Consider the following 25,453-nt stretch of genomic DNA (forward strand, 5'->3'; position numbering starts at 1 on the left):
CTCGCTGCCGCCTGGCGATGGGGCCGTCACGCCTGCGATTCCGATCGCGGTGTATCCACTGGAAAAGTCTGGAGCACCTATGTCGTTTACCCCTGAATTGGTTGCCGAGCTGGAAATCCTGTCGCTGTTCAATCTGAGCAACACTAAAGAGGGACTGAAGGTCCACCACCATTCCGCGGCTCCCACAGCCATCGCTGCCGCCCAACGACTCTTCGACAAAGGCCTCACCACGCAACACGACGGAGGCTATTTGACCAGCCTGGGTCTTGATGCCGCCGACCACGCTCAATCGCTGCTGCTCATTCTTGCCACCAGCCAGGAAGCTGCCTGACGTCGTCCTCGCGAAACCTTTGCCTGGACGCATCAAATAAAGGTTTCGCGAATCCTCCATTTCAACGATGCTGCGCCGATAAAATAATGGCGCCATAAAAAAGACGTTCCATCGAGCCGCGAAGGCCCGACGCCCGTTGTCTTGATTATCGCTACACCTTCACTCCATGCAGTGCCGCCCGCCGGCTTCGAGTCGCGATGACGCGTAGTTCCGAAATTCGCCCGGATCTGGATGAGGGCATTGATCGCAAGGTCCTCGCTCAGTTACGCAGCCGCTTCCTGGCCCTGAGCGAGAGTCGACTGGCGCGCGCCTACGAAGGCCTGTCGACGCGCCAGCAAAGCGTGCTTTCGCTGCTGCCGCTGTTTTTCCACGTCAATCATCCTCTGTTGCCGGGCTATGTGTCGGGCTCGACCCCCGCCGGCGTTTCCCATTACGAGCCCGACGCACAGGCCCTCGCTGAAGCGCAACGGCTGACGCGGTCGTTCTCCTACAAACCACGCCGGGTGAATCCACCGCAGCCGATTCACGGCATCTTCCTGATGGGTAGCCTTGGCACCCTCGCCCAGGCCGACCAGAGCGACATGGACGTGTGGATCTGCCACGACCCGCTGCTGTCGGCAGACGACATGCAGGAACTGCGCAAGAAGTGCCAGTCCCTGGAAAGCTGGGCGGCGAGCATGGGTGCCGAGGCGCATTTCTTTCTCGTCGATCCGGAGCGTTTTGTCGTCGGCGAGCGCGACGCACAGCTGAGTGGCGAAGACTGCGGCACGACGCAGCATTACTTGCTGCTCGACGAGTTTTATCGCACCGCCATCTGGATGGCCGGGCGCACCCCGATGTGGTGGCTGGTGCCGGTCTATGAGGAAACACGCTACGCCGAATACACCCATACCCTGCTGTCGAAACGCTTTATTCGCGCTGACGAGGTGTTGGACCTCGGTAATATGTCGCGCATCCCGCCGGGCGAATTCATCGGCGCAGGGCTGTGGCAGTTGTTCAAAGGCATCGAATCACCCTACAAATCCGTGCTCAAGCTGCTGCTCACCGAGGTTTACGCCAGCGAACACCCGCAGGTGCAGTGCCTGAGCATGCGCTTCAAAAAAGCCGTGTTTGCCAACTGCGCCGACCTCGACGAGCTGGACCCCTACGTGATGGTGTACCGGCGCATTGAGGAATACCTGCTCGCGAGGGGCGAACCCGAGCGGCTGGAGCTGGTACGCCGCAGTTTGTACCTGAAGGTGAACAAGAAACTCACCGGGTCCACTCGCCACCGCAGCAACAGTTGGCAGCGCCTGCTGCTGGAGCGGCTGGTCAGTGAGTGGAAGTGGGACGAGCGCCAGTTGGCGCTGCTCGACAGCCGCAGTCAGTGGAAAGTGCGTCAGGTCGCCAGCGAGCGCCGCGCACTGGTCGGCGAGCTCAACTTCAGTTACCGCTTCCTGACCCAGTTCGCGCGGACGCAAAAGGCCGTCAATTCGATCAACAAGCGCGACTTGAATGTGCTCGGGCGACGCCTGTACGCAGCCTTTGAACGCAAAGCCGGCAAAGTGGAATTTCTCAATCCGGGCATTGCGCCGGATCTGGCGGAAGACACCTTGACGCTGGCGCAGCTGCCGAACAAGCGCGAGCCCGGCAGGCACCAGTGGTGTCTCTATAACGGCAGTCTGAGTGCCCACGAGCTGGAGACGTTTGCGCCGATCAAGCGCAGTCGCGAGTTGCTGGAATTGCTCACGTGGTGCCACCGCAACAACGTCATCGACAGCAGCACACGCCTGGCGCTACACCCCGGGATCAGTGATCTGACCGAGTTCGAGCTGTTCAATCTGCAAGGCGCGCTACAGCAGAGCATCGCGCCGCCGCCGGGCATGGTCGAGGAAGAGGTGCTGCTGAGCCCAAGCGTGCCCCGTGAGATTTTGCTGTTGATCAACGTGGGCGTCGATCCGCTCAGGCACCACAAGGACCTGAACATCCTGATGACCACCGAGCGAACGGACTCGCTGAGCTATGCCGGTGTGCGCGAAAATCTGGTGCTGACGTTTGACCAGATCACGCTCAACAGCTGGAACGAGGTGCTGGTCAACCGCTTCGACGGCCCCTATGCGCTGCTGGACTGCCTGACAGAATTGTTCAACGGCCTGCCGGAAAAGTCCGCCAGGCCTGTCATTCGCGTGCGCTGCTTTTGCCACAACCGCGCGCAGGCCATCGCCCAGCGCGTGGAGGAGCTCATCGGCACCGCGCAACTGCTGCTGGACCGGCGCCTGAATCACCGCTATCTCATCCAGGTCGAGCAGCGGTATCACGTCCTGGAAATGATCCCCGGCCGAGTCAGTCATGTCACGCTGGAACACCTGCCGGCGCTGTTCAGTTATCTGGGAGAAGAGCTTTCCGCCTACAGCCCGATTCATCTGGATCCCCAGGCACTGGACGACTCGGACCTGTCGCTGTTCATCCCGTACGGCCAGCCTGAGTGCATTCAGGTGTTCTACCGGATCAACGAGCCGAATGCCGACCTGTACGTGCTCGATGAGCGCAATGCATTCTGGCATCAGCAGGTGCCTTATCACACTGAGTCCAGCCTGCTGGTGCCGCTGCAGCGCTTTTTTCAATCGCTGGTGTACCGGCGCGTGGCGTTGCTGCCACTGGACAACCCCCTGGAGTCAACGCCGCTGGAGGCTTTGTATTACCGCCTAACCCCCGATGGATCAGGCCGAGCCCGCCGCGTTGAGCATCGCCCGACGCCAACGATGCTCAGCGACCCATCGTTTTTTGATGTGCAGGCGATCATCGAGGAGGCATCCCCCGGTCAGGTCAGCGTCACGCTGTATTGCGACGGGACGGAGTTCTCCGAGCTGGAGCATGGGGACCAGTTGTTCAGCGTCGTGGCGCGGCGGATTCTCGAGCAGCGCCGCGAGCCGCAACGTTACCGCTGCTACATCACCGACCTGGACCTGTCCGGGATACTGAGAGACACGCGCGGGCAGACCATCCTGTTCCTGCGCTACAAGGCCGAACTGGAACGGTCACTGAATGCCGCGCTGGATGAGCTGTGATGGCTGCTGGCTCGCTACAGAGGGCTCAGCGTGCGACGCAATGGGTACTCCGCCGCTGATCTGCCTGCCGCACGATCTCGCGCCGGCGCTCGTCGGTCGCCGCCCGCCACTCGCGAATGTCTTCGACGTGGCGCTGACACCCCGTGCAGACTTTGTCTTCGTCGAGCCGGCAGATGCTGATGCACGGCGACGGCACAGCCGGGCTGACGTTGCTGAACAGCGGTTTTGGCGGTTTGACCGGCGTTGCGTTAATGGTCACTGGCGGTTGCCATCGTTGCCGTCGAGGGCGTCGAAGTCGATCTCTTCGCCGGCCTGCTGCTTCGCCAGTCGATAGAGCATCTCGCTCAACAGCTCTTCGCTCTTGTCGCAGATCCAGTGCTTCGCTTCTTCGTCGTAGTCAAAGTGAAAACCACCCGACGCCGCCGCCAGCCACAGCTGACGCAACGGCTCCTGACGGCTGAAAATGAACTGCGAGCCGTTTTCGAACTTAACGGTCAGCACACCGGCGGAACTCTCAAGGTCCAGATCCAGACCGCTCTCGTCGAAAATGTCCTGGAGCTTTTCTTGGGTGGCATCGACCAGGTCGTGAAAACGGGCTTCGGTCAAACTCATTGCATGAACCTCAAAAGTGTCAGCGGATGGCGCAGCGACGCACGATACGGTCGCTCCCCGGCAAATGCAAAGCCTACCCGCCCAAGTGCCATTGCGGGAGCCGCTTTGGCCGGCAAGGCACCGAACGGGTCGCTTTACCGCAGGCTGCGTCAGAAATCCGTGCGCGCTTCGCAGATTAATTGCGCAGCGGCGTCAAACCCCCGCCGGACGGGAACTCCAGCGCATAGGCAATCTGTCGGGTGGTCGGTATACTCGGGCGCAATTAATGCTTATACAAAGGATTTCGCCATGAAGCGCCTGATTTCCTCCCTGGCCGCACTGCTTGCAGTTGCGTGTCTGGTCTCTGCCTGCGGCCAGAAAGGTCCACTGTATCTGCCCGACGACGACTCGTCCGACGGCACCAGCCAGACCAAGTCGCACTCGCACAAGCATCAGACTTCGACCTACTAGGAATCAGTCATGGACGCCTTCAACTACCGCGACGGTGAGCTGTTCGCGGAGGGAGTGGCGTTGTCTGCCATCGCCGAACGCTTCGGCACGCCGACATACGTCTATTCCCGCGCGCACATCGAGGCGCAGTACCGCGCCTACGCTGATGCCCTGAGCGGCATGCCGCATCTGGTCTGCTTTGCGGTCAAAGCGAACTCCAACCTGGGCGTTCTCAACGTCCTGGCACGCTTGGGCGCCGGTTTCGACATCGTTTCCCGTGGAGAACTGGAACGTGTACTGGCGGCAGGCGGTCAGGCCGACAAGATTGTCTTCTCTGGCGTCGGCAAGACCCGTGATGACATGCGCCGAGCGCTGGAAGTCGGCGTGCACTGCTTCAACGTCGAATCCACCGACGAGCTCGAACGCCTGCAAGTCGTCGCCGCCGAAATGGGCGTGCGCGCGCCGGTTTCGTTGCGCGTCAACCCGGACGTCGACGCCGGCACCCACCCCTACATCTCCACCGGCCTCAAGGAAAACAAGTTCGGCATCGCCATCGCGGACGCTGAAGACGTTTACATCCGCGCCGCGCAGCTGCCGAATCTCGACGTTATCGGCGTCGACTGCCACATTGGCTCACAGCTGACCACCCTCTCGCCTTTCGTTGATGCACTGGATCGCTTGCTCGATCTGGTCGACAGGCTGGGCGATTGCGGCATTCTGCTGAAGCATATCGACCTGGGCGGCGGCCTGGGTGTGCGTTATCGCGACGAAGAGCCGCCCCTTGCGAGCGATTACATCAAGGCCGTGCGTGAACGCCTCGATGGCCGCGATCTGGCGCTGATGTTCGAGCCCGGGCGCTTCATCGTCGCCAATGCCGGCGTGCTGGTGACCCGCGTCGAGTACCTCAAGCACACCGAGCACAAAGACTTCGCCATCGTCGACGCCGCCATGAACGACCTGATCCGTCCGGCGCTGTACCAGGCGTGGATGGACGTGACGGCGGTCAAGCCCCGTGACGGCGCCATACGCACCTACGACATCGTCGGCCCTATCTGTGAAACCGGGGATTTCCTTGCCAAGGAGCGCGAACTCGCACTGGCTGAAGGCGATCTGCTGGCGGTGCACTCTGCCGGCGCCTATGGCTTCGTGATGAGCTCCAACTACAACACCCGCGGGCGTACGGCCGAGGTGCTTGTGGATGGCGAGCAAGCCTTCGAAGTGCGTCGTCGTGAAACCGTGACTGAGCTGTTTGCCGGCGAAAGCCTGCTGCCGGAGTAATCCCATGCTGCTGCGTTTTACCAAGATGCATGGCCTGGGCAATGATTTCATGGTGCTGGACCTTGTAAGCCAACACGCCCACATTTTGCCCAAGCACGCCAAGCAATGGGGCGATCGCCACACCGGTATCGGTTTCGATCAACTGCTGCTGGTCGAGGCACCGAACAATCCGGACGTGGACTTCCGCTACCGGATTTTCAATTCCGACGGCTCCGAAGTGGAGCAATGCGGCAACGGTGCGCGCTGCTTCGCCCGGTTCGTGCTGGACAAGCGGCTGACGGCCAAAAAGCAGATCCGCGTCGAAACCAAGAGCGGCATCATCGAACTGGACATCCGCAACGACGGCCAGATCAGCGTGGATATGGGCGCGCCGCGCCTGGTGCCGGCGGATATCCCGTTCGATGCGCCGGAGCAGGCCGCCTCTTATTCGCTTGATGTCGATAGCGAGACCGTCGAGCTGGCCGCCGTGTCCATGGGCAACCCCCACGCTGTGCTACGCGTCTATGACATCAACAACGCGCCCGTGCATGTGCTGGGTCCGAAGATCGAGAACCATCCGCGCTTTCCGGCCCGGGTGAACGTGGGCTTTCTCCACGTCGTCGACCGTCAGCGCGCGCAACTGCGGGTGTGGGAGCGTGGCGCCGGGGAAACCCAGGCCTGCGGCACCGGGGCCTGCGCGGCAGCGGTCGCAGCCATTACTCAGGGCTGGATGGATTCGCCGATGCTGATCGACCTGCCGGGCGGACGCCTGTCCATCGAGTGGGCAGGCCCCGGCCATCCGGTGATGATGACTGGCCCGGCTGTCCGGGTTTACGAAGGCCAAGTACGTCTATGAGTGAGAGTATCCAATGACCGACCAGCCTCAGACTTCAAACGACACGCCCGGCCAGCCCCCTGCCGAGAACGCGGTGCCCGCCCTTGAAGCCGAGGCGGTCGCGGCCTGGCTGCAACAACACCCTGATTTCTTCGCCGAGCACGACGAGCTGCTGGCGTTGATGCGCGTTCCGCATCAACGGGGCGATACCGTCTCGCTGGTCGAACGCCAGCTCAAACTGCTGCGCGAGCGCAACATCGAGATGCGTCACCGGCTTTCGCAACTGATGGACGTGGCCCGGGACAACGACCGGCTGTTTGAAAAAACCCGCCGGCTGATTCTCGATCTGATGGATGCCACCAGTCTGGAAGAGATCGTCATTTGCGTGGAAGACAGCCTGCGCCAAGAGTTTCAGGTGCCCTTCGTCAGCCTTATCCTGTTCAGCGACAACCCGATGACCGTCGGCCGCTGGGTCAGCGCCGCCGACGCGCAGAAAGCCATCGGTGGGCTGATGTCCGGCGGCAAGACCCTGTGTGGCGCGCTGCGTGAGCATGAACTCGAGTTTCTGTTCGGCAGCGAGCAAAGCAAGGAAGTGGGCTCAACCGCCCTGGCCGCCCTCAACCACCAGGGCCTGCACGGCGTTCTGGCCATCGGCAGCCGTGATCCGCAGCATTACAAAAGCTCGGTCGGCACGCTGTTTCTCGGTTACATCGCCGACGTGCTCAGCCGCCTGCTGCCACGCTTCACCAATTCGCTGCGGTCGGTTCGCTAGTCATGGAGCGGCAACTGGACGCTTACTGCACGCACCTGCGCAGTGAGCGCCAAGTGTCGAGCCATACGCTTGAAGCCTATCGCCGCGACCTGAACAAGGTCCTGGCGTTCTGCGAAAAGCAGCACATCGACAGCTGGAAAGCCCTGGATATTCAGGCCATGCGCGGCCTTGTCGCTCGCCTTCACCAGCAGGGTCAGTCCTCGCGCAGCCTGGCCAGATTGCTGTCAGCCGTTCGCGGCTTTTATCACTTTCTCAACCGCGAAGGCCTTTGCGATCACGATCCGGCCAATGGCCTGTCACCGCCCAAGGGCGAGCGGCGCTTGCCGAAAACCCTCGACGCCGACCGCGCCCTGCAACTGCTTGAAGGCGGGGTCGAAGAAGATTTTCTGGCCCGGCGTGATCAGGCCATCCTTGAGCTGTTCTATTCGTCAGGCCTGCGCCTGTCCGAGTTGACCGGGCTGAACTGTGCAGACCTGGATCTGGCGGACGGTCTTGTGCAGGTCCTCGGCAAAGGCAGCAAAACCCGGGTTTTGCCAGTCGGCAGAAAAGCCCGGGAAGCGCTGGAGGAGTGGCTCAAGCAGCGTGCGCTCGCCAATCCGCAGGACGATGCGGTGTTCGTCAGCCAACAAGGCCGTCGTCTGGGGCCGCGTTCGATCCAACTGCGGGTCAAGGCGGCTGGCGAGCGCGAGCTGGGCCAGAACCTGCACCCGCACATGCTTCGCCATTCATTCGCCAGTCACTTGCTGGAGTCGTCCCAGGACCTGCGCGCCGTGCAGGAACTGCTGGGCCACGCCGACATCGCCACCACTCAGATCTACACCCACCTGGATTTCCAGCATCTGGCCACGGTGTACGACAGCGCCCATCCACGGGCCAAGCGCAAAGGTAACGCCGACAATGAGCATTAAGCTGATCACCTTCGATCTGGACGACACGCTGTGGGAAACCGCACCGGCGATTGTCAGTGCCGAAGCCAAGCTGCGTGACTGGCTGGCTGCCAACGCGCCAAAGCTCGGGCCGGTTCCGGTCGAGCATTTGTGGGAAATCCGCTCGCGACTCATCGAAGAGGATCCGACGTTCAAACACCGGATCAGTGCGTTGCGCCGTACGGTGCTGTTTCACGCCCTTGAAGACGCCGGGTATGGCCATGCCGAAGCCCACGAGCTGGCGGACCAGAGCTTTGAAGTGTTCCTTCAGGGGCGGCATCAGTTGGACATCTTCCCTGAAGTGGTGCCGACGCTGGAGATCCTGACCAAGTCTTACACGCTGGGTGTGGTGACCAACGGCAATGCCGACGTCCGCCGCCTCGGCCTGGCTGATTATTTCGCCTTCGCGCTGTGCGCCGAAGATCTGGGCATCGGCAAACCCGACCCTGCGCCGTTCGTCGAAGCGCTGAAACGCGGCAATGCCGAAGCCCGCCAGGCCGTGCACGTCGGCGATCATCCGGGCGACGACATCGCCGGTGCTCAGCAGGCCGGCATGCGGGCGATCTGGTACAACCCCGGCGGCAAAGTCTGGGAAGCTGAAAAAGCGCCGGATGGCGAGATCAGTAGCCTGACGCAGTTGCCAGAAGTGCTGGCGCGCTGGGGTTGATTCGCGCTTCCAGCGCGTCAAACCGGCCCTTGTGGCCTCAGCGGCCTGAATCGCAGGCAATAAAAAACCCGCAGCGACAGCGGGTTTTTCATCAAGCGCACAGCCAGTCCCTTAAATAGGACGGCTGCCGTACTTGTTGTCGGGCTTCTTGGGCGGATCGGCGACCACGTTGGCCTCCACTTCCACGACCTTGCCACCACGAGCCAGGAACTCCTCCATCGCGCGAGCCAGAGCATCACGCTCTTTGTTCTTGGCTTCCACGCTGGGCAGTTCGTCAACGGAGACGGCGGCCTTGGCCTTGCCTTTGGCCGGAGTCGCAGAGACTTCAGCGCTGTCGTCGACCTCCACTACATCTTCATCGGAAGCCGCTGCAAGCCCCTCACCGTCCTCCCCTTCTTCCAGATCGTCTTCCAGACCTTCTTCGATGTCGTCGTCGCTCATGTTCTACCTCATGACTTGCGAAAGCAGATTAGTTATAGCCCAGCCGGGCTTGATTTCTTGGACAGCCGGAAAAAATTCAACTACCGCGTATTTTCAGCGGTCGTGCCCCTCACCCTGAAGCGTGACGAGGACTTTACGCGCACCGCCTGCATCACGGTGCTCGCCCAGATAAATACCTTGCCATGTGCCCAGCGCCAGCCGTCCATTTGTAACCGGTAAGGTCAGCTGGCAGCCAAGCAGACTGGCTTTGAAGTGCGCAGGCAGATCGTCGGGCCCTTCGTCGTCATGCTCGTAGCCGTCGCGCCCCTGAGGCACCAGACGGCTGAAAAAACGCTCGAAATCGCGACGTACCGCCGGATCGGCGTTCTCGTTGACGGTCAACGAGGCCGAGGTGTGTTGCAACCAGACATGCAGCAGGCCGATGCGGCATTCGCGTAACTCGCGAAGCCCCGCGACGATCTCGTCCGTCACCAGATGGAAACCACGAGGCCTTGCCCGCAGCGTGATCAAGGTCTGTTGCCACATACCGTTCTCCGCCCTTCGGCGCGCATTCTAACGCGCTGGAAAAAAAAACAAAGTGCGTAATGAGCGACGATTTTCACGAGCGCTGAACAAGGGCATTTATGCCCTCGGAAGCGTCCAGAAACGTCAGGATTGGCCGCACATTGCAGCGGATGTTCCTGCCTGGAACACCTGCCCCTTGTGCGGACACCCCTATCGACAAACGCCAGACAAAAAAATGCCCGGAGACCCGGGCATTTTTTCATGGGTGGATTACAAGTTGTAGCCACGTTCGTTGTGTTGCGCCAGATCCAGGCCGACCGCTTCTTCTTCTTCGGTGACACGCAGGCCCATGACCATGTCGAGCACCTTGAGGATGATGAAGGTCACGATCGCGGTATAGATGACCGTGAAGCCGACGCCTTTGCACTGAATCCAGACTTGTGCCGCGATGTCGGTCACGGTGCCGAAGCCGCCCAGCGAAGGGGCTGCAAACACGCCGGTCAGGATCGCGCCGAGGATACCGCCGATACCGTGAACGCCGAAGGCATCCAGGGAGTCGTCGTAGCCCAGTTTGCGTTTCAGGCTGGTGGCGCAGAAGAAGCAGACCACGCCTGCCGCCAGACCGATGATCAGGCCGCCCATCGGGCCGACAGTGCCGGCAGCTGGGGTCACAGCAACCAGACCGGCAACCACACCCGAGGCGATGCCCAGAGCGCTTGGCTTACCGTGGGTCAGCCATTCGGCGAACATCCAGCCCAGCGCTGCAGCAGCGGTAGCGATCTGGGTGACCAGCATGGCCATACCGGCGGTGCCGTTGGCCGCAGCCGCGGAACCTGCGTTGAAGCCGAACCAGCCGACCCAGAGCATGGCCGCGCCTATCAGGGTGTAACCCAGATTGTGCGGAGCCATCGGGGTGGTCGGGAAACCTTTACGCTTGCCGAGCACTAGGCACGCTACCAGGCCAGCCACACCGGCGTTGATGTGAACGACGGTGCCGCCCGCGAAGTCGAGCACGCCCCAGTCCCACAACAGACCACCGACGCCGCTCCAGACCATGTGCGCAATCGGCGCGTAAACCAGGGTGAACCAGATCGCCATGAAGATCAGCATCGCGGAGAACTTCATGCGTTCTGCGAAAGCGCCGACGATCAGGGCCGGGGTGATGATGGCGAAGGTCATCTGGAAGGTCACGAAGACCGCTTCCGGGAACAGTGCCGCAGGGCCTGTAATGCTCGCTGGGGTGATGCCTGCCAGGAACGCCTTCGACAGACCGCCGACGAAGGAGTTGAAGTTGACGACGTTGGCTTCCATACCGGTGGTGTCGAACGCCATGCTGTAGCCGTAGACGACCCACAGGATGCTGATCAGGCCGGTAATGGCGAAGCACTGCATCATCACGGAAAGAATGTTTTTGGAGCGGACCATGCCGCCGTAGAACAGCGCCAGACCCGGGATGGTCATGAACAGCACCAGCGCGGTGGAGGTCAGCATCCAGGCGGTGTCGCCGGAATTGAGTACGGGGGCTGCCACTTCGTCTGCCGCCATGGCCAAGCCAGGGGTTACGAGGGACAACAGGGCTCCTAGCCCTGCGAATTGACGCAGAGTCATATTGTTTTCTCCTGGGGCGTTGGGGTTTGGCGGCTTAGATTGCGTCGGTATCGGTTTCGCCGGTACGGATGCGGATGGCCTGTTCCAGATTGACCACGAAGATCTTTCCGTCACCGATCTTGCCGGTGTTGGCCGCTTTGGTTATCGCTTCGATAACGCGGTCCAGATCCTTGTCGTCGATCGCAACATCGATCTTCACCTTGGGGAGGAAGTCGACTACATACTCCGCACCGCGATACAGCTCGGTGTGGCCTTTCTGACGTCCGAAGCCTTTGACTTCAGTGACTGTGATGCCCTGCACGCCGATTTCGGACAGCGACTCGCGTACGTCGTCCAGCTTGAACGGCTTGATGATGGCAGTGACTAGCTTCATGAAACTTTCTCCCGAATTGGTGGACTTGCCCCAGGAAAACAAACCCGACTCAAGTCTAAGCGCAGTGTCTGGCTTTGTAACGCGTCGTGTCCGCAAGAGACCTGACCAGCTCCAGAAAACCGCTTCTGACGAAACATTCCCCGCTCCGCCTGCCGCACTGCATTCGTCACAGCGACTGCATCAGTGCATGGGTTACAAGCCACTAAGCAGAAAGCTTGCCATCTCATCGATCGTCTTGAATTTCGGCCCTTCCACCGTTAATTCAGGCTTCAGGGTAGTCGTCGATTGCCATCACCGCACAACAACGGTGCGCACGTGCCCGAGGCGATGCGCGAAAAGCGTGCAGCGCATCCTTTGCCTCAAGGGGCCAAAAGCTGCGTGCTACACTCGCGCCATCTGATTCTGGAATTTCATCATGCTCGCCCCCAAAGCTTTTCTCGACGCCCTGAGCGGCCACGCTTCCCGCCTGTTCAACGGCGAAACCCCGGTTCCACGCAGCGAATTCGAAACCCAGTTCAAGGCGCTGCTGCAGAGCGGCTTCAGCAAGCTGGACCTGGTCAGCCGGGAAGAATTTGATAGCCAGATGATCGTCCTCGCCCGCACCCGCGCCCGACTTGAGGCACTGGAAGCGAAGATGGCGGAGATGGAAGCGCAGTTGGCGCCGCAGCCGAAAGCATCAGAGGCTGAGTAACACGATTGAGCTTTCAAAGCTGAATGTGCTCAGGCGCAGTGCGCAATGCGCTGAACCTGGGCCTTGATGGCCTGCCCTCGCTCGATCTCTGCTTTGCGCAGGTCGTAGGTGAGCTGCAAGTTCAGCCAGAACTCCGGGGTGGTCTCAAAACACGCCGCCAGCCGCAGCGCCATGTCGGCGCTGTCTATGAAGGCTTTGTTCAGCCACCCACTGGCGGGCAGCCTTGAGCAGCGTGCCGAACATAGTAGTTATCAAATTCGCCCGCTTCGACGAACTGAAAACCATGACGAGTATAAAAGCGGTTTGAAGCGCTTTCTCTCAGCGCCCCAACATACAAGTCCAGCGCCACCGCATCCGCTTCCATGAAGATCTGACGAAGGACAATCGAGCCTATTCCTGACCCTTGTGCGCCTGGCGTGATGTAAAGGTGATCGAGTAACAGCCCGTCCAAACGCGGTTTGACCACGACAAACCCTACTCGCTTTCCGGCAACCATAACGTGACGAGTAAACTCGGGGGAAAAGCCTTCACGAAAACGCTCTCGGGCGCGCACGGGATCAAATCGACCAATGCGCTCAAGACTCTCACGCATGGCGTCGATCCGGATGGCAACAAGCGCTTCGAAGTCACCGGCTCGTGCCCCGGCGAAGGTGACCGTAGTGGCCAACGGTTCGAGAAACTCTTCGCTTGGAATTTCCCCTGGATGCACGGGCCCCTCTCCATTACGGGTCATCACTCCTCCCTCCTTCCTTCCATTCATACACATGCCGTAGAACATGCACGGGGCCAAGCTTCAGGGCAATGACTATCCTTCAGCTCGCCGCAGGAAGCGGTGCTGCCTTCAAGGAAAGACATGTCCCTCGCGATCGTTCTGAGCCGTGCCCAAGTTGGCGTTGAAGCGCCTGCCGTGACCGTCGAAACCCATCTCGCCAATGGGCTGCCGAGCCTGACGCTGGTGGGTCTGCCGGAGGGCGCGGTCAAGGAAAGCAAGGATCGGGTGCGCAGTGCGATCCTTAACTGTCGGCTGGAATTCCCGGCGCGGCGCATCACGTTGAATCTGGCCCCTGCCGATTTGCCCAAAGACGGCGGACGCTTCGATCTTGCCATTGCGCTTGGCTTGTTGGCCGCCAGCGCGCAGGTGCCGACGCTTGCGCTGGAGGGCATTGAATGTCTGGGGGAGCTGGCGTTGTCGGGTGCGATTCGGCCCGTGCAGGGCGTGCTCCCGGCGGCGCTTGCTGCGCGGGAAGCGGGCCATACGCTGATCGTGCCTGCGGTGAATGCCGAGGAGGCTTGTCTGGCGTCAGGCCTGAAGGTGATCGCCGTCAGTCATCTGCTGGAGCTGGTGTCCCACCTGAATGGGCACACGGTCATCGCGCCCTATAAATCCAATGGCCTGATTCTGCAGACACAGCCTTATCCCGACTTGAGTGAGGTGCAAGGCCAGATCGCTGCCAAACGCGCGTTGCTGGTGGCCGCGGCTGGCGCGCATAACCTGCTTTTCAGCGGCCCTCCCGGCACCGGCAAAACGCTACTCGCCAGCCGTTTGCCTGGGCTATTGCCGCCGCTGGATGAGCTCGAAGCGTTGGAAGTGGCGGCGATTCAATCGGTCGCCAGTCACGCGCCGCTGACCAGTTGGCCCCAGCGCCCTTTCCGCCAGCCCCATCACTCGGCATCGGGCCCTGCGCTGGTCGGGGGCGGTAGTCGCCCGCAACCTGGCGAAATCACCCTCGCGCATCACGGCGTGCTGTTTCTGGACGAGCTTCCGGAATTTGATCGGCGCGTGCTGGAGGTGCTTCGCGAACCGCTCGAATCGGGCCACATCGTGATTTCCCGCGCGCGGGATCGGGTGCGCTTTCCGGCGCGCTTTCAGCTGGTGGCGGCGATGAACCCCTGCCCGTGCGGTTATCACGGCGAGCCAACCGGGCGCTGCCGTTGCTCAACCGATCAGATTCAGCGTTACCGCAACAAGCTCTCCGGGCCGCTGCTCGACCGGATTGACCTGCATCTGACGGTCGCCCGTGAAACCACGTCTTTAGCGGCAACGCACGATTGCAAGGGTGAAAGCGCCAGCGCAGCGGAGGTGGTATCCGAAGCCCGACAGCGCCAACAACGACGCCAGGGCTGCGCCAATGCATTCCTTGATCTGCCCGCACTGCGTCAGCACTGCGCGCTGTTGCCGGAAGACGAAGCCTGGCTCGAGAACGCTTGTGAACGTCTGAACCTCTCTCTGCGCGCTGCACACCGATTGCTGAAAGTGGCGCGCACGCTGGCCGATCTGGAGAAGGTGGACGCAATCGCCCGATGCCACATTGCTGAGGCTTTGCAGTATCGGCCTTCGTCGAACTAAAGATCTTCGTTGTGCGTATCTCAAATGAGATACATAGTGATCTTTTTCAGGAGTAGCCCTCATGACAACCCAGACTTCAATGCTGCATGTGAGGATTGATCAGGCACTTAAAAACCAGGCATCGGAGACCTTGGCCAACTTTGGCCTCACTATTTCCGATGCAGTGCGTATTTTGCTCACTCGGGTAGTCCGCGAAGGCGGTCTACCCGCTGGCCTCGGTGCACACCCGGACGCTTACGATCAGTGGTTCAGGGCCAAGGTGCGTGAAGCCATGGATGACTCGGGCCCGACGCACTCGCATGAGGACGTGATGGCTGCCGCTACCGAATTACTCCAAAGGAAGCGCGGTGCTGACAATTGAATGGAGCAAGTATGCCAAGGCGGGTTTGCTCAAGCGCCTAGGCAGCTCTCCCGCCTCACCGAAACCGATCCACTTCTTTCTGCAAGTCAGACGCGACCGCGTTCAGCTCTTGAGCCGTGATCGCGAGGTTCGACACGACTTCGCGTTGCTCGCTGTTCGCCAGGGCGATGCTTTGCAGGTTGGCGCTGAGCAGCGTTGCGGTGTTGCTCTGCTCCTGGGTCGCCGTGGTGATGGACGTGAATTGTTCACCGGCCGAGCGGCTTTGTTCGTCGATCTGGGCCAGCGCTGCGGCGACTTTGGCGTTGCGCGCGAGACCTTCCTGCATCAGCGCGTTGCCTTGCTGCATAGTGCTGATGGCATTGCTGGTCTCTTGCTGGATGCTGCTGATCATCCCGGAGATTTCGTCGGTGGCCTGGCGCGTACGTGATGCCAGGCTGCGAACTTCATCCGCCACTACCGCAAAACCCCGGCCTTGCTCGCCTGCGCGTGCGGCTTCAATCGCGGCGTTGAGGGCCAGAAGGTTGGTCTGCTCGGCGATCGAGGTGATGACGCTGACAATCCCGCCGATCTCTTGCGAGCGCTGGCCCAAGGTATCGATCACCGTCGCGGTGCTGCTCAGCGAGCCTGCAATTTGCTCCAGCGAGGCCGATGCCTCCTCCATGGACGTACGACCGATGCGCGTCTGCTGGGCATTGCCCTGGGCCATGCGTTCGGTGGTGCCCATGTTGTCGGCGATGGTCAGGGCCGTGGCGCTGAACTCCTCCACTGCACCGGCCATGCTGGTGATTTCGCCGGATTGCTGCTCCATTCCGTCATAAGCGCCGCCCGACAAGCCGGACAGTGCGTTGGCACGGGTGCTGACTTCCTGCGCGGCCGTGCGAATGTGGGACACCATGGTTTCCAGCGCCTGGCCCATCGTGTTGAAGCTGCCTGCCAACTGACCAATTTCGTCATGGCTGGAAATGTTCAGACGTGCACTCAGATCACCTGCGCCGAGGGCTTCTGCCTGACTGACCAGCGCCGACAGCGGCCGTAGCTTGCTGCGCAACAGCCAGATCGCGGCGCCGACAGCGATCAACATCGCCAGCAGGCTGCCAATGGCCAATTGCGTGCCGACGCTCCAGGTCACTGCGCTGATTTCATCCTTGGGCATCGTCGCCAGAACCGTCCACGGGCCGCCGGCAAATTTCTCGCCGACGGTGTAGAAATCTTCACCGGCGTCCTGCCAGAAACGCCCAACGCTCGGCGTCTTGGCGAACTCGGCCAGCGTGGTGCTTGCCTGATCCAGGTCCTTCACGCCCGCAGGCGGCACCAGCCATTTGTTCTGCTCATCAAGCAACGCCAGCGAACCGGTGGAACCGATGCGGAAGTTTTTCAGGTTGTCGAACTGCGCCTTCTGCGCGTCGGTGTAATCGAAGCCGACGAACAACACGGCGATGACCTTGCCGCTGGTGTCACGCACCGGGCTGTACTGCGTCATGTACAGACGGTCGAACAACAGCGCGCGACCGACGTATCCCTGCCCGGCCAGCAGCTTTTCGTAGGCCGGATGCTTGTGATCCAGCGAGGTGCCGAGGGCCCGCGAGCCGTCCTGCTTGCTCAGGGACGTGCTGACGCGCACGAAGTCGTCGCCGCTGCGAACGAAGACCGTCGCCACGCCGGCCGTCATGTTTTTGAAGTCGTCGACTTCAGTGAAGTCGTTGTTCAGCGCGTTGCCGTTGAGCAGTAATGCAGGGGTCTGCACGCCCGCGACCGCAATCTGCTGATCACCCTGCAGGCTCAGGCCGGCCGAAAAACGCTTCTCGAACAGACCGCTCAGACGCAGGGTGCTGTCGCGCAACGTGCTGTGGAAGGTGTTCAACTGGTCGGCGAGCAACCGGGCTTCGCTGCTCATGTGCTCCTCACGGATGACCAGGTTTGCCGAGTCCAGTGAGCGCAGGGCAAACAGCGTGCTGCCGCTGATGACGACGGCCAGAATAACGGCCAGGGCAATGCCGAGTTGCGAGGCAATTCGGGCGCGAGGCTGAGGCATGGGTGCTCCTTGCCGAACGACTGGGCCGTCCTGGATCTCAGGAACACCATTCGGACGAATTCTAATAGAGGGAATCGATGAGCCGATTGAGGTGAACCGGCTCTGCAATACACCTTCGGCGGACAAACGAAATACTTGAGTCCTACATCGTTTCAGGACGGAATTAATCCCCTCTTTGGCTGTCCTGCGTCCGCTTTCGATGGCCGAGCGCTTTACGGCTCACTCCAGAATCGTCACGTCCGGCAATTCCATCGCCTGCACCTCGCCCTGCAAAAAGTCACTCAACCGCCGCATACGCTCGCCGCCCGGCCGAGTCTTTGGCCAGACAAGGTAGTAGTTTTCCCCGCTGACCACCGCTGTGCGCCACGGCAGGCTCAGTCGGCCCTGGGCGACATCCTCCGCCACCATCAGCAGATCGCCCATGGAAACGCCGTAACCCCGGGCCGCCGCAATCATGCCCAGCTCCAGCGTGTCGAAGACCTGCCCTCCCTTGAGCGAGACCCGGTCAGACAAATCCATGCGCTCCAGCCATCGGCGCCAGTCGCGACGGTCGGGCGTGGGATGCAACAGTTCGGCGCCAGCCAGTCGCTCGGCATCCCAAGGCGCATCATCCAGCAGCGTCGGCGCGCCCACGGGAATCAGCAGCTCAGGGAACAGGTAGGTCGCCTCCCACTCCGGCGGGAAGTGCCCATGGCTGAGCAACACCGCGCAATCGAATGGCTCCTGGGTGAAGTCGACGCTGTCGATGTCCATCCAGGCGCTGGTCAGCTGGACTTCGTTGCCCACCTGCAGATGGCGGAAACGACTCAGCCGCGCCAGCAACCAGCGCATGGTCAGGGTCGATGGAGCCTTCATGCGCAAGATGCCCTCCTCCGCCATCAACGCGCTGCAGGCTCGCTCCAAGGCCAAAAAACCTTCCCGTACGCCCGGCAGCAACTCACGCGCGGCCTCGGTAAGCTGCAGATTGCGACCGTTGCGGCGAAACAGACGGCAGGCGAAATGCTCTTCGAGCGTGCGGATATGCCGACTGACCGCGCTTTGGGTGATCGACAGCTCTTCAGCGGCACGCGTGAACGAACTGTGTCGCGCAGCGGCTTCAAACGCGCGCAGGGCATACAGTGGCGGAAGGGTGCGTGACATCGACGGGTATCCCTCAGGCAGTCGGGCAGGTGAGATCACTCTACTAAAGAAATATCAGGATGAGTTTTACTCATGCGAGAGATCGCATTTATCCCTTTGTGCATCCCCGCCTGAATCCCCACAATGACCGGCCTGCCAACACCCGTAACCCGAGCGCAAAGACCATGCACCAGCACGCCTTCAAAGAACTGTGGATCATCCTGCGTCTGGCCGGGCCGCTGATTGCTTCGCAGATGGCGCACATGCTGATGGTGTTCACCGACACCGTAATGATGGGCAAACTGGGCCCGGAGTCCCTGGCCGGTGGCGGGCTGGGTGCGGCGAGCTATAACTTCGTGTCGTTCTTCTGCGTGGGTGTCATGGCCGCAGTCGGCACGTTGGTTGCCATCCGCAAGGGCGCGAACGATCACGCAGGCGTCACACGCTTGACCCAGGCCGGTTTGTGGCTGGCATGGGGCATGGCGCTGATTGCCGCGCTGATCCTGTGGAACCTCGAGCCGATTTTGCTGCAGTTTGGTCAAGATGAAGCCAACGTGCACATGGCCAGTGAATTCCTGATCACGCTGCCATTGGCGCTGCCCGGCCTTCTGAGCTTCATGGCCCTGCGCGGATTCACCAGTGCGCTGGGGCGCGCCACACCCGTGATGGTGATCAGCCTGGTGGGCGTGGCGCTCAACTTCGGGCTCAATTACGCCTTTATCCACGGACTGTTCGGCCTGCCGCACTGGGGCCTGATGGGCATTGGCCTGGTCACGGCCATTGTCACCAACGCCATGGCCCTGGCCCTCGCACTTCACATTCGTTATCACAGCGCCTACGCGGCGTACCCCCTTCACAAAGAACTGATGAAACTCTCGCGCAGCTGCCTGAAAGAGCTGTGGCGCCTGGGCCTGCCCATTGGCGGCACGTACGCGGTGGAAGTCGGGCTGTTCACCTTTGCGGCGTTCTGCATGGGGGCCATGGGCAGCACACAGATGGCCGCGCACCAGATCGCCCTTCAATCGGTGTCGATGGCGTTCATGGTTCCAGTCGGGATTTCCTATGCGGTGACCATGCGCATCGGCTTGCACTACGGGGCGGGAAATCTGCTGCTGGCGCGCACTGCCGGACGCATGGGGATTGGTTTTGGCGGGCTGCTGATGCTGTCGTTCGGCATTCTGTTCTGGGTCGCGCCCCACGCCGTCATCGGGTTGTTCGTGGACGTCAACGATCCGAAATACCAGGGAGTGGTCGAGCTGGCGGTGAAGTTGCTGGCCATCGCCGCCTGGTTCGAGATTCTCGACGGCACGCAGACCATTGCCATGGGTGCCATTCGAGGTTTCAAGGACGCAAAAACCACGTTTCTGATCGGGCTGGCGAGCTACTGGGTGGTCGGCGCGCCGTTGGCGTGGGGCCTTGGGTTTTTGGCGAACCAGGGCGCGGTGGGCGTGTGGTGGGGACTGGCGATCGGCCTGCTCTGCTCTGCGGTCGCACTGACCTGGGCATTCGAGCGCAAGACGGCGCGACTGCTGCGCAAAGAGGCGACGGGCGTTGTGGTGATGGGGTAGGCGAACTCAGACCTGTAGGGCCGTGCGTGGCTCCTCAAGTCCCCTGCAGTCCCTTTCTCTGCACCTGATGCATCGCCAGATACTCCGTCAGCTCTGGCAACGCAAGCGGGTGGCTGATGAGAAACCCTTGGACCTGATCGCAGTTGAAGCTGCGCAGCAAGGCCAGTTGCTCAGGGGTTTCAACACCTTCGGCCACCACTTCGAGGCTGAGGTTGTGGGCCAGGTTGATCATGGCGTGGACCAGCTTGCGGTTTTCCTCGCGCTGCTCCATTTCACCGACAAAGCTCTTGTCGATCTTCAGCAGCGTGATCGGCAGGCTATTGAGGTGCACGAAGGATGAAAACCCGGTGCCGAAATCGTCCAGCGAGAAGCGCACCCCCAGGCGACCCAGCGCGTCCATGGTCTGCCTGACCAGGTCACTGCGGCGCATGACCGCCGTTTCGGTCAGTTCAAATTCCAGCCATTGCGCGTCAATGCCGCGATCGGCAATCAATCGGCTGAGCGTTGCGAGCAACTGGTTGTCCTGGAATTGACGGAATGAAAGGTTGATCGCCATGTGCAGCGGCGGTACGCCTTTCTCGCGCAACGCCTGCATGTCTCGGAGCGCACGGGCGATGACCCAGTATCCCAGCGGCACGATCAGCCCGCTCTGCTCGGCCAATGGCACGAATTCACTCGGCGGCAACAGCCCACGTTCAGCGTGGCGCCAGCGCACCAGTGCCTCAAGCCCCAGAATGTGCCCGGTGTTCAGGCACAGGCGCGGTTGGTAATGCAGCTCCAGCTCGTCGCGACGCAAGGCGCGGCGCAGCTCGCTTTCCAGGTCGGCGAGGCTTCGGGCATTGCGGTTGATGCGTTCGTTGAAGACGTGAAACGTGCAGCCCTGCGTGCCTTTGGCCTGCTGCATGGCGATATGCGCATGCCACATCAAGGGATCGGCGCCGCCATTGATGCGCGCATAGGCGATGCCCAGGCTGCAGCCGATCAACAGGCTTTCGCCATCGACCCAATACGGTTCGGACAAGGCTTCGGTGATGCGCTCGGCAATGGACTCCGCCCGCTCAGGGGCACGTCGAGTGTCGATCAGAAGGGCGAATTCATCGCTGCCCAGTCGTGCCAGTTGATCGCACGCTTCCAGTTGGCCTTTCAGCCGCGCCACGACTTGCAGGATCAGTCGATCGCCTGCCTGATGACCCAACGCGTCATTGGCGCGGCGGAAGTTGTCCAGGTCCAGATGCCCAAGGGCCAGACCTCGACCGTCGAACTCGGCCAGCCGGGCGGCCAACAGGGTCTGAAAGCCCTGGCGGTTGGCGATACCGGTAAGAGGGTCCTGCTCTGCGAGGCGATTGAGCGTGGTTTCCAGCACGCCCCGTTCGCGCACATGACGCAGACAACGGCGCAAAGCCTGCGGAGTGAGTGCATCGCGCACCAGCCAGTCGCTGACGCCGACGGGCTCTTCGTCCGGCTCCGTGTCAAAAAGCAATACGGTGGGCCAGTTGCATTGGCCGGCGGCGGGCTGAAGGGCTTCAGTGGTGAAAAGGATTCCAGGGGCTGCGAGGTCTGTTTGATCGCCAACGGCGTCCCAGCTCGACGCGCAGTCCAGGACGGCGGCGTCTACGAGCGGCGCCAGGCACTCGCGCAACGATGCCGGCCATTCGGGCGTGTCAGCCAGAAGCAGCAAGCGCAAGGGTTCGACAGGCGTAGACAAGCTAACTCCCCACACAAACGTAAAGACCTTGGCGCACCCCCGAATGAGGGTCGTCAAACGCGATAATCATCCGCAGTAGGCAAATGTAACAAAACGGCGAAATATAGATAGCGCGGCGCATCACAGTGTCGGACGGTGGCTGCGAAATCCGCTGACCCTGTTAAAATGCCCGCCCTTTTCAAAGCGACCCCACTTTTCCCCATGTCCCGACTCAATCCCCGGCAACAGGAAGCCGTGAACTACGTCGGCGGCCCTCTTTTGGTGCTCGCCGGCGCTGGCTCCGGCAAGACCAGCGTGATCACACGCAAGATTGCCCACCTCATCCAGAACTGCGGCATCCGTGCCCAGTACATCGTCGCCATGACCTTTACCAACAAGGCGGCGCGGGAGATGAAAGAGCGCGTCGGGACCCTTCTGCGCAGCGGCGAAGGGCGCGGCCTGACCGTTTCGACGTTTCACAACCTGGGCCTGAACATCATCCGCAAGGAACACGCCCGTCTGGGGTACAAGCCCGGGTTCTCGATCTTCGACGAGACCGACGTCAAGGCGCTGATGACGGACATCATGCAGAAGGAATACTCGGGCGACGACGGCGTCGACGAGATCAAGAACATGATCGGCGCCTGGAAAAACGAACTGATTCTGCCGCCCGAAGCCCTCGCCAATTCGCGCAACCCCAAGGAACAAACCGCCGCCATCGTCTACAGCCACTACCAGCGCACGCTCAAGGCGTACAACGCGGTGGATTTCGACGATCTGATTCTGCTGCCAGTGAAGCTGTTCGAAGAGCACGCCGACATTCTGGAAAAGTGGCAGCACAAGGTGCGCTACCTCCTCGTCGACGAATACCAGGACACCAACGCCAGCCAGTACCTGCTGGTGAAGATGCTCATCGGCACGCGCTGCCAGTTCACCGTTGTGGGTGACGACGACCAGTCGATCTACGCCTGGCGCGGCGCGCGGCCGGAAAACCTGATGCTGCTCAAGGACGATTACCCGTCGTTGAAAGTGGTGATGCTGGAGCAAAACTACCGCTCTACCAGCCGTATTCTGCGCTGCGCCAACGTGCTGATCGCCAACAACCCCCACGCGTTCGAGAAACAGCTGTGGAGCGAGATGGGCCACGGCGATGAAATCCGCGTGATTCGATGCAAGAACGAAGACGCCGAAGCCGAGCGCGTGGCCATCGAAATTCTCAGCCTGCACCTGCGCACCGACCGGCCGTACAGCGACTTCGCGATCCTCTATCGCGGTAACTATCAGGCCAAGCTGATCGAGCTGAAGCTGCAGCACCATCAGATTCCGTATCGGCTGTGCGGGGGCAACAGCTTCTTCGGACGTCAGGAAGTGAAAGACCTGATGGCCTATTTCCGCCTGCTGGTGAACCCGGATGACGATAACGCCTTCCTGCGCGTGATCAACGTCCCGCGCCGGGAAATCGGCTCGACCACCCTTGAAAAGCTGGGCAACTATTCCACCGAGCGCAAGGTGTCGATGTATGCCGCGACTGACGAGATCGGCCTGGGCGAGCATCTGGACGCCCGCTTCACCGACCGCCTCAGACGCTTCAAACACTGGATGGACGGCGTGCGCCAGCAATGCGCGACGCAGGACCCGATTGCCGCTTTGCGCAGCATGGTCATGGACATCGATTACGAAAACTGGATTCGTCAGAACAGCTCCAGCGACAAGGCCGCCGACTACCGCATGGGCAACGTGTGGTTCCTGATCGAGGCGCTGAAAAACACGCTGGAGAAGGACGAAGAAGGCGGCATGACCATCGAGGAGGCCATCGGCAAGCTGGTCCTGCGCGACATGCTCGAACGTCAGCAGGAAGAGGAAGACGGCGCCGAAGGCGTGCAGATGATGACCCTGCACGCCTCCAAGGGTCTGGAATTTCCGTACGTGTTCATCATGGGCATGGAAGAGGAAATCCTCCCGCACCGCTCCAGTATCGAGGCCGACACCATCGAAGAAGAGCGCCGTCTGGCCTACGTGGGCATCACCCGCGCGCGGCAGACGCTGGCGTTCACCTTTGCGGCCAAGCGCAAGCAGTACGGCGAAATCATCGATTGTCTCCCGAGCCGGTTCCTCGACGAACTGCCGCCTGACCATCTCGCCTGGGAAGGCAACGATGACACGCCCGTCGAAGTCAAAGCCGTACGCGGCAACACAGCCTTGGCGGACATACGCGCCATGCTGAAAAGATAACGTTTATTTCGCGCACATTGCGCTCTGAGGACCACCCACGTGGAAGCACTGCACAAGAAAATTCGCGACGAAGGCATCGTGCTTTCCGACCAGGTATTGAAGGTCGACGCGTTTCTCAACCATCAGATCGACCCGGTGCTGATGCAGCAGATCGGCGACGAATTCGCCGCGCTGTTCGCCGACTCGGGCATCACCAAAATCGTCACCATCGAGGCGTCGGGCATCGCCCCTGCGGTCATGACCGGTTTGAAGATGGGCGTTCCAGTGATTTTCGCGCGCAAGCATCAGTCGCTGACCCTCACTGAAAACATGTTTTCCGCGTCGGTGTACTCGTTCACCAACCAGACCGAAAGCACCATCGCCATTTCTACCCGTCACCTGAACAGCAGCGATCGTGTGCTGATCATCGACGACTTCCTGGCCAACGGTAAGGCGTCACAGGCGCTGATCTCGATCATCAAGCAAGCGGGCGCGACGGTCGCCGGCCTGGGTATCGTGATCGAGAAGTCATTCCAGGGCGGCCGCGCCGAACTGGATGGTCAGGGCTATCGTGTAGAGTCACTGGCGCGCGTGCAGTCGTTGAAAGATGGCGTTGTAACGTTCGTTTGATACCTGCTTCAGCATTCCTGTACCGGCAATAAAGGAGAGCATCATGATCATTGGCGAAAAACTGAGCGTAGAGGCGTTCTTCGATCCGCAGACCTCGACCATCAGTTACCTGGTCATTGACCGCTCTACGCTTCAGGCCGCGCTGATCGACAGCGTGCTGGATTACGACCCTAAATCCGGGCGCACCAGCACGCAATCTGCGGACAAGCTGATCGGCAGGGTCCGCGAGCTGGGCGTGTCGGTGCAGTGGATTCTGGAAACCCACGTCCACGCCGATCACGTCTCGGCGGCGGCCTACCTGAAAGAACAGCTCGGCGGCACGGTCGCCATTGGCAGCCACATCACCCGCGTGCAGAAAGTCTTCGGCACGCTGTTCAACGCCAAAGGCGACTTCGCCCGTGATGGCAGCCAGTTCGACCGGCTGCTGGAAGATGACGCGCATTTTCAGATTGGCACGCTGCAGGCCAGAGCCATGCACACCCCTGGCCACACACCGGCGTGCATGACGTACGTGATTGAAGCTGGCAATGAAGCGGTGGCGTTTGTCGGCGATACCCTGTTCATGCCCGACTACGGCACCGCTCGTTGCGACTTCCCCGGTGCCGATGCGCGCACGCTGTATCGCTCGGTTGGCCGGATCCTCGGCCTGCCGCCGCAGACGCGTCTGTTCATGTGTCACGACTACCTGCCCAACGGCCGAGAGTTGATGTTCATGACCACCGTTGCCGAGCAACGCGCCAGCAATATCCACGTGCGTGAAGGCATCGACGAGGACGCCTTTGTCGAGATGCGCGAGAAGCGCGATGCCACCCTCGACATGCCCGTGCTGATCCTGCCTTCTGTGCAGATCAACATGCGCGGCGGCAATCTGCCGGAAGCGGAGGACAACGGCGTGCGCTACCTGAAAGTCCCGATCAATGCGGTGTAAGTGCTGCCAGGCGCGCTGATCCCGCGCGCTCACCGACTGAACACCCACCTCCGGACAGACCCACGGGACTTGCTCACTTA

At 61.1% G+C, this 25,453-nt stretch carries 25 protein-coding genes and 1 pseudogene; 15 read left to right on the plus strand and 11 right to left on the minus strand.

What is annotated here, in order from left to right:
* Positions 1-79: 79 nt before the first annotated feature.
* Complete coding sequence (locus tag SLW74_RS04765; RefSeq protein WP_065987495.1) at positions 80-331, plus strand: TIGR02647 family protein; 252 nt, start codon at positions 80-82, stop codon at positions 329-331.
* Positions 332-528: 197 nt separating this feature from the next.
* Positions 529-3,378, plus strand: coding sequence for a class I adenylate cyclase (locus SLW74_RS04770; RefSeq protein ID WP_410928275.1), 2,850 nt, complete (start codon positions 529-531; stop codon positions 3,376-3,378).
* A gap of 25 nt (positions 3,379-3,403) precedes the next feature.
* On the opposite strand, the gene SLW74_RS04775 is transcribed toward SLW74_RS04770, so the two are convergent.
* Positions 3,404-3,631, minus strand: coding sequence for a DUF1289 domain-containing protein (locus SLW74_RS04775; RefSeq protein ID WP_296309251.1), 228 nt, complete (start codon positions 3,629-3,631; stop codon positions 3,404-3,406).
* A 2-nt stretch (positions 3,632-3,633) separates the two neighbouring features.
* Entirely contained in the window at positions 3,634-3,990 is a 357-nt protein-coding gene (gene cyaY, locus SLW74_RS04780; protein ID WP_065987497.1) for an iron donor protein CyaY, read from the minus strand.
* A 288-nt stretch (positions 3,991-4,278) separates the two neighbouring features.
* Here cyaY and lptM point away from each other — a divergent pair, with 288 nt between their 5' ends.
* Genes lptM through SLW74_RS04810 form a run of 6 tightly spaced genes read left to right on the plus strand, consistent with a single transcriptional unit; the run spans position 4,279 to position 8,876 of the window.
* Positions 4,279-4,440, plus strand: coding sequence for an LPS translocon maturation chaperone LptM (gene lptM / locus SLW74_RS04785; RefSeq protein ID WP_083233039.1), 162 nt, complete (start codon positions 4,279-4,281; stop codon positions 4,438-4,440).
* A 9-nt stretch (positions 4,441-4,449) separates the two neighbouring features.
* The gene (gene lysA, locus SLW74_RS04790) at positions 4,450-5,697 is read left to right on the plus strand and encodes a diaminopimelate decarboxylase (RefSeq protein ID WP_410928276.1); all 1,248 of its coding nucleotides are present in this window, start codon (positions 4,450-4,452) and stop codon (positions 5,695-5,697) included.
* 4 nt (positions 5,698-5,701) lie between these two features.
* Entirely contained in the window at positions 5,702-6,532 is an 831-nt protein-coding gene (gene dapF / locus SLW74_RS04795; RefSeq protein ID WP_192130682.1) for a diaminopimelate epimerase, read from the plus strand.
* Positions 6,533-6,545: 13 nt separating this feature from the next.
* Positions 6,546-7,283, plus strand: a complete 738-nt coding sequence (locus SLW74_RS04800) for a DUF484 family protein (protein WP_410928277.1) — start codon at positions 6,546-6,548, stop codon at positions 7,281-7,283.
* Positions 7,284-7,285: 2 nt separating this feature from the next.
* Positions 7,286-8,191 (plus strand): tyrosine recombinase XerC, encoded by a 906-nt coding sequence (gene xerC / locus SLW74_RS04805; protein WP_410928278.1) that lies wholly within the window; start codon positions 7,286-7,288, stop codon positions 8,189-8,191.
* Positions 8,181-8,876 (plus strand): HAD family hydrolase, encoded by a 696-nt coding sequence (locus SLW74_RS04810; RefSeq protein WP_410928279.1) that lies wholly within the window; start codon positions 8,181-8,183, stop codon positions 8,874-8,876. Before xerC ends, SLW74_RS04810 begins: the two co-directional genes overlap by 11 nt.
* A 111-nt stretch (positions 8,877-8,987) precedes the next feature.
* Here the strand turns inward: SLW74_RS04810 and SLW74_RS04815 are convergent, their stop codons facing one another.
* From SLW74_RS04815 to glnK, 4 genes are all read right to left on the minus strand, one after another.
* A complete protein-coding gene (locus SLW74_RS04815; protein ID WP_192171409.1) occupies positions 8,988-9,317 on the minus strand; it encodes a hypothetical protein in 330 nt (109 codons plus the stop codon).
* 93 nt (positions 9,318-9,410) lie between these two features.
* Positions 9,411-9,842: a secondary thiamine-phosphate synthase enzyme YjbQ gene (locus SLW74_RS04820; protein WP_065987504.1), complete on the minus strand. Its 432-nt coding sequence runs from the start codon at positions 9,840-9,842 to the stop codon at positions 9,411-9,413.
* Positions 9,843-10,091: 249 nt separating this feature from the next.
* Complete coding sequence (locus SLW74_RS04825) at positions 10,092-11,429, minus strand: ammonium transporter (protein WP_065987505.1); 1,338 nt, start codon at positions 11,427-11,429, stop codon at positions 10,092-10,094.
* A gap of 34 nt (positions 11,430-11,463) precedes the next feature.
* Positions 11,464-11,802: a P-II family nitrogen regulator gene (gene glnK, locus SLW74_RS04830; RefSeq protein ID WP_002555808.1), complete on the minus strand. Its 339-nt coding sequence runs from the start codon at positions 11,800-11,802 to the stop codon at positions 11,464-11,466.
* Positions 11,803-12,217: 415 nt separating this feature from the next.
* Between glnK and SLW74_RS04835 the strand changes: the two genes are divergently transcribed.
* Positions 12,218-12,493, plus strand: coding sequence for an accessory factor UbiK family protein (locus tag SLW74_RS04835; RefSeq protein ID WP_065987506.1), 276 nt, complete (start codon positions 12,218-12,220; stop codon positions 12,491-12,493).
* A 29-nt stretch (positions 12,494-12,522) separates the two neighbouring features.
* On the opposite strand, the pseudogene SLW74_RS04840 reads toward SLW74_RS04835, so the two are convergent.
* Both SLW74_RS04840 and SLW74_RS04845 read right to left on the minus strand, forming a co-directional pair.
* A pseudogene (locus SLW74_RS04840) lies at positions 12,523-12,675 on the minus strand (addiction module antidote protein, HigA family); the annotation flags it as partial.
* 17 nt (positions 12,676-12,692) lie between these two features.
* Positions 12,693-13,085 (minus strand): GNAT family N-acetyltransferase, encoded by a 393-nt coding sequence (locus SLW74_RS04845; RefSeq protein WP_410928357.1) that lies wholly within the window; start codon positions 13,083-13,085, stop codon positions 12,693-12,695.
* A 261-nt stretch (positions 13,086-13,346) separates the two neighbouring features.
* On the opposite strand from SLW74_RS04845, the gene SLW74_RS04850 reads away from it, so the two are divergent.
* Positions 13,347-14,840: a YifB family Mg chelatase-like AAA ATPase gene (locus SLW74_RS04850; RefSeq protein WP_410928280.1), complete on the plus strand. Its 1,494-nt coding sequence runs from the start codon at positions 13,347-13,349 to the stop codon at positions 14,838-14,840.
* A gap of 61 nt (positions 14,841-14,901) precedes the next feature.
* Positions 14,902-15,201, plus strand: a complete 300-nt coding sequence (locus SLW74_RS04855) for a type II toxin-antitoxin system RelB/DinJ family antitoxin (RefSeq protein ID WP_410928281.1) — start codon at positions 14,902-14,904, stop codon at positions 15,199-15,201.
* Between the two features lie 55 nt (positions 15,202-15,256).
* Here SLW74_RS04855 and SLW74_RS04860 read toward each other — a convergent pair whose 3' ends face one another.
* Together SLW74_RS04860 and SLW74_RS04865 are read right to left on the minus strand one after the other, a co-directional pair.
* Entirely contained in the window at positions 15,257-17,233 is a 1,977-nt protein-coding gene (locus tag SLW74_RS04860) for a methyl-accepting chemotaxis protein (protein ID WP_065988259.1), read from the minus strand.
* Positions 17,234-17,452: 219 nt separating this feature from the next.
* Positions 17,453-18,373: a LysR substrate-binding domain-containing protein gene (locus tag SLW74_RS04865; RefSeq protein WP_410928282.1), complete on the minus strand. Its 921-nt coding sequence runs from the start codon at positions 18,371-18,373 to the stop codon at positions 17,453-17,455.
* A 164-nt stretch (positions 18,374-18,537) separates the two neighbouring features.
* Here SLW74_RS04865 and SLW74_RS04870 point away from each other — a divergent pair, with 164 nt between their 5' ends.
* Complete coding sequence (locus SLW74_RS04870) at positions 18,538-19,920, plus strand: NorM family multidrug efflux MATE transporter (protein ID WP_065988257.1); 1,383 nt, start codon at positions 18,538-18,540, stop codon at positions 19,918-19,920.
* Positions 19,921-19,954: 34 nt separating this feature from the next.
* Here the strand turns inward: SLW74_RS04870 and SLW74_RS04875 are convergent, their stop codons facing one another.
* Complete coding sequence (locus tag SLW74_RS04875) at positions 19,955-21,625, minus strand: putative bifunctional diguanylate cyclase/phosphodiesterase (protein WP_065988256.1); 1,671 nt, start codon at positions 21,623-21,625, stop codon at positions 19,955-19,957.
* Between the two features lie 201 nt (positions 21,626-21,826).
* On the opposite strand from SLW74_RS04875, the gene rep reads away from it, so the two are divergent.
* Genes rep through SLW74_RS04890 form a run of 3 tightly spaced genes read left to right on the plus strand, consistent with a single transcriptional unit; the run spans position 21,827 to position 25,373 of the window.
* Complete coding sequence (gene rep, locus SLW74_RS04880) at positions 21,827-23,836, plus strand: DNA helicase Rep (RefSeq protein ID WP_410928283.1); 2,010 nt, start codon at positions 21,827-21,829, stop codon at positions 23,834-23,836.
* A 39-nt stretch (positions 23,837-23,875) separates the two neighbouring features.
* On the plus strand, positions 23,876-24,445 hold the full coding sequence (locus tag SLW74_RS04885) for a xanthine phosphoribosyltransferase (protein ID WP_410928284.1): 570 nt from the start codon (positions 23,876-23,878) through the stop codon (positions 24,443-24,445).
* 43 nt (positions 24,446-24,488) lie between these two features.
* A complete protein-coding gene (locus SLW74_RS04890) occupies positions 24,489-25,373 on the plus strand; it encodes an MBL fold metallo-hydrolase (RefSeq protein WP_296307769.1) in 885 nt (294 codons plus the stop codon).
* Positions 25,374-25,453 lie beyond the last annotated feature (80 nt).

This window comes from Pseudomonas sp. W5-36 (genome assembly GCF_046540455.1).
In the GTDB taxonomy this organism is placed as follows: domain Bacteria; phylum Pseudomonadota; class Gammaproteobacteria; order Pseudomonadales; family Pseudomonadaceae; genus Aquipseudomonas; species Aquipseudomonas graminis_B.

What these genes read in the sequence shown, in the direction of transcription:
- cyaY (WP_065987497.1), bottom strand. Translation starts at nt 3,990, where the DNA reads ATGAGTTTGACCGAAGCCCGTTTTCACGACCTGGTCGATGCCACCCAA.
- dapF (WP_192130682.1), top strand. Translation starts at nt 5,702, where the DNA reads ATGCTGCTGCGTTTTACCAAGATGCATGGCCTGGGCAATGATTTCATG.
- SLW74_RS04855 (WP_410928281.1), top strand. Translation starts at nt 14,902, where the DNA reads ATGACAACCCAGACTTCAATGCTGCATGTGAGGATTGATCAGGCACTT.
- SLW74_RS04890 (WP_296307769.1), top strand. Translation starts at nt 24,489, where the DNA reads ATGATCATTGGCGAAAAACTGAGCGTAGAGGCGTTCTTCGATCCGCAG.
- glnK (WP_002555808.1), bottom strand. Translation starts at nt 11,802, where the DNA reads ATGAAGCTAGTCACTGCCATCATCAAGCCGTTCAAGCTGGACGACGTA.
- xerC (WP_410928278.1), top strand. Translation starts at nt 7,286, where the DNA reads ATGGAGCGGCAACTGGACGCTTACTGCACGCACCTGCGCAGTGAGCGC.
- SLW74_RS04860 (WP_065988259.1), bottom strand. Translation starts at nt 17,233, where the DNA reads ATGCCTCAGCCTCGCGCCCGAATTGCCTCGCAACTCGGCATTGCCCTG.
- rep (WP_410928283.1), top strand. Translation starts at nt 21,827, where the DNA reads ATGTCCCGACTCAATCCCCGGCAACAGGAAGCCGTGAACTACGTCGGC.
- SLW74_RS04800 (WP_410928277.1), top strand. Translation starts at nt 6,546, where the DNA reads ATGACCGACCAGCCTCAGACTTCAAACGACACGCCCGGCCAGCCCCCT.
- SLW74_RS04825 (WP_065987505.1), bottom strand. Translation starts at nt 11,429, where the DNA reads ATGACTCTGCGTCAATTCGCAGGGCTAGGAGCCCTGTTGTCCCTCGTA.
- SLW74_RS04835 (WP_065987506.1), top strand. Translation starts at nt 12,218, where the DNA reads ATGCTCGCCCCCAAAGCTTTTCTCGACGCCCTGAGCGGCCACGCTTCC.
- SLW74_RS04820 (WP_065987504.1), bottom strand. Translation starts at nt 9,842, where the DNA reads ATGTGGCAACAGACCTTGATCACGCTGCGGGCAAGGCCTCGTGGTTTC.
- lptM (WP_083233039.1), top strand. Translation starts at nt 4,279, where the DNA reads ATGAAGCGCCTGATTTCCTCCCTGGCCGCACTGCTTGCAGTTGCGTGT.
- SLW74_RS04865 (WP_410928282.1), bottom strand. Translation starts at nt 18,373, where the DNA reads ATGTCACGCACCCTTCCGCCACTGTATGCCCTGCGCGCGTTTGAAGCC.
- lysA (WP_410928276.1), top strand. Translation starts at nt 4,450, where the DNA reads ATGGACGCCTTCAACTACCGCGACGGTGAGCTGTTCGCGGAGGGAGTG.
- SLW74_RS04870 (WP_065988257.1), top strand. Translation starts at nt 18,538, where the DNA reads ATGCACCAGCACGCCTTCAAAGAACTGTGGATCATCCTGCGTCTGGCC.
- SLW74_RS04850 (WP_410928280.1), top strand. Translation starts at nt 13,347, where the DNA reads ATGTCCCTCGCGATCGTTCTGAGCCGTGCCCAAGTTGGCGTTGAAGCG.
- SLW74_RS04815 (WP_192171409.1), bottom strand. Translation starts at nt 9,317, where the DNA reads ATGAGCGACGACGACATCGAAGAAGGTCTGGAAGACGATCTGGAAGAA.
- SLW74_RS04845 (WP_410928357.1), bottom strand. Translation starts at nt 13,085, where the DNA reads ATGCGTGAGAGTCTTGAGCGCATTGGTCGATTTGATCCCGTGCGCGCC.
- SLW74_RS04810 (WP_410928279.1), top strand. Translation starts at nt 8,181, where the DNA reads ATGAGCATTAAGCTGATCACCTTCGATCTGGACGACACGCTGTGGGAA.
- SLW74_RS04765 (WP_065987495.1), top strand. Translation starts at nt 80, where the DNA reads ATGTCGTTTACCCCTGAATTGGTTGCCGAGCTGGAAATCCTGTCGCTG.
- SLW74_RS04770 (WP_410928275.1), top strand. Translation starts at nt 529, where the DNA reads ATGACGCGTAGTTCCGAAATTCGCCCGGATCTGGATGAGGGCATTGAT.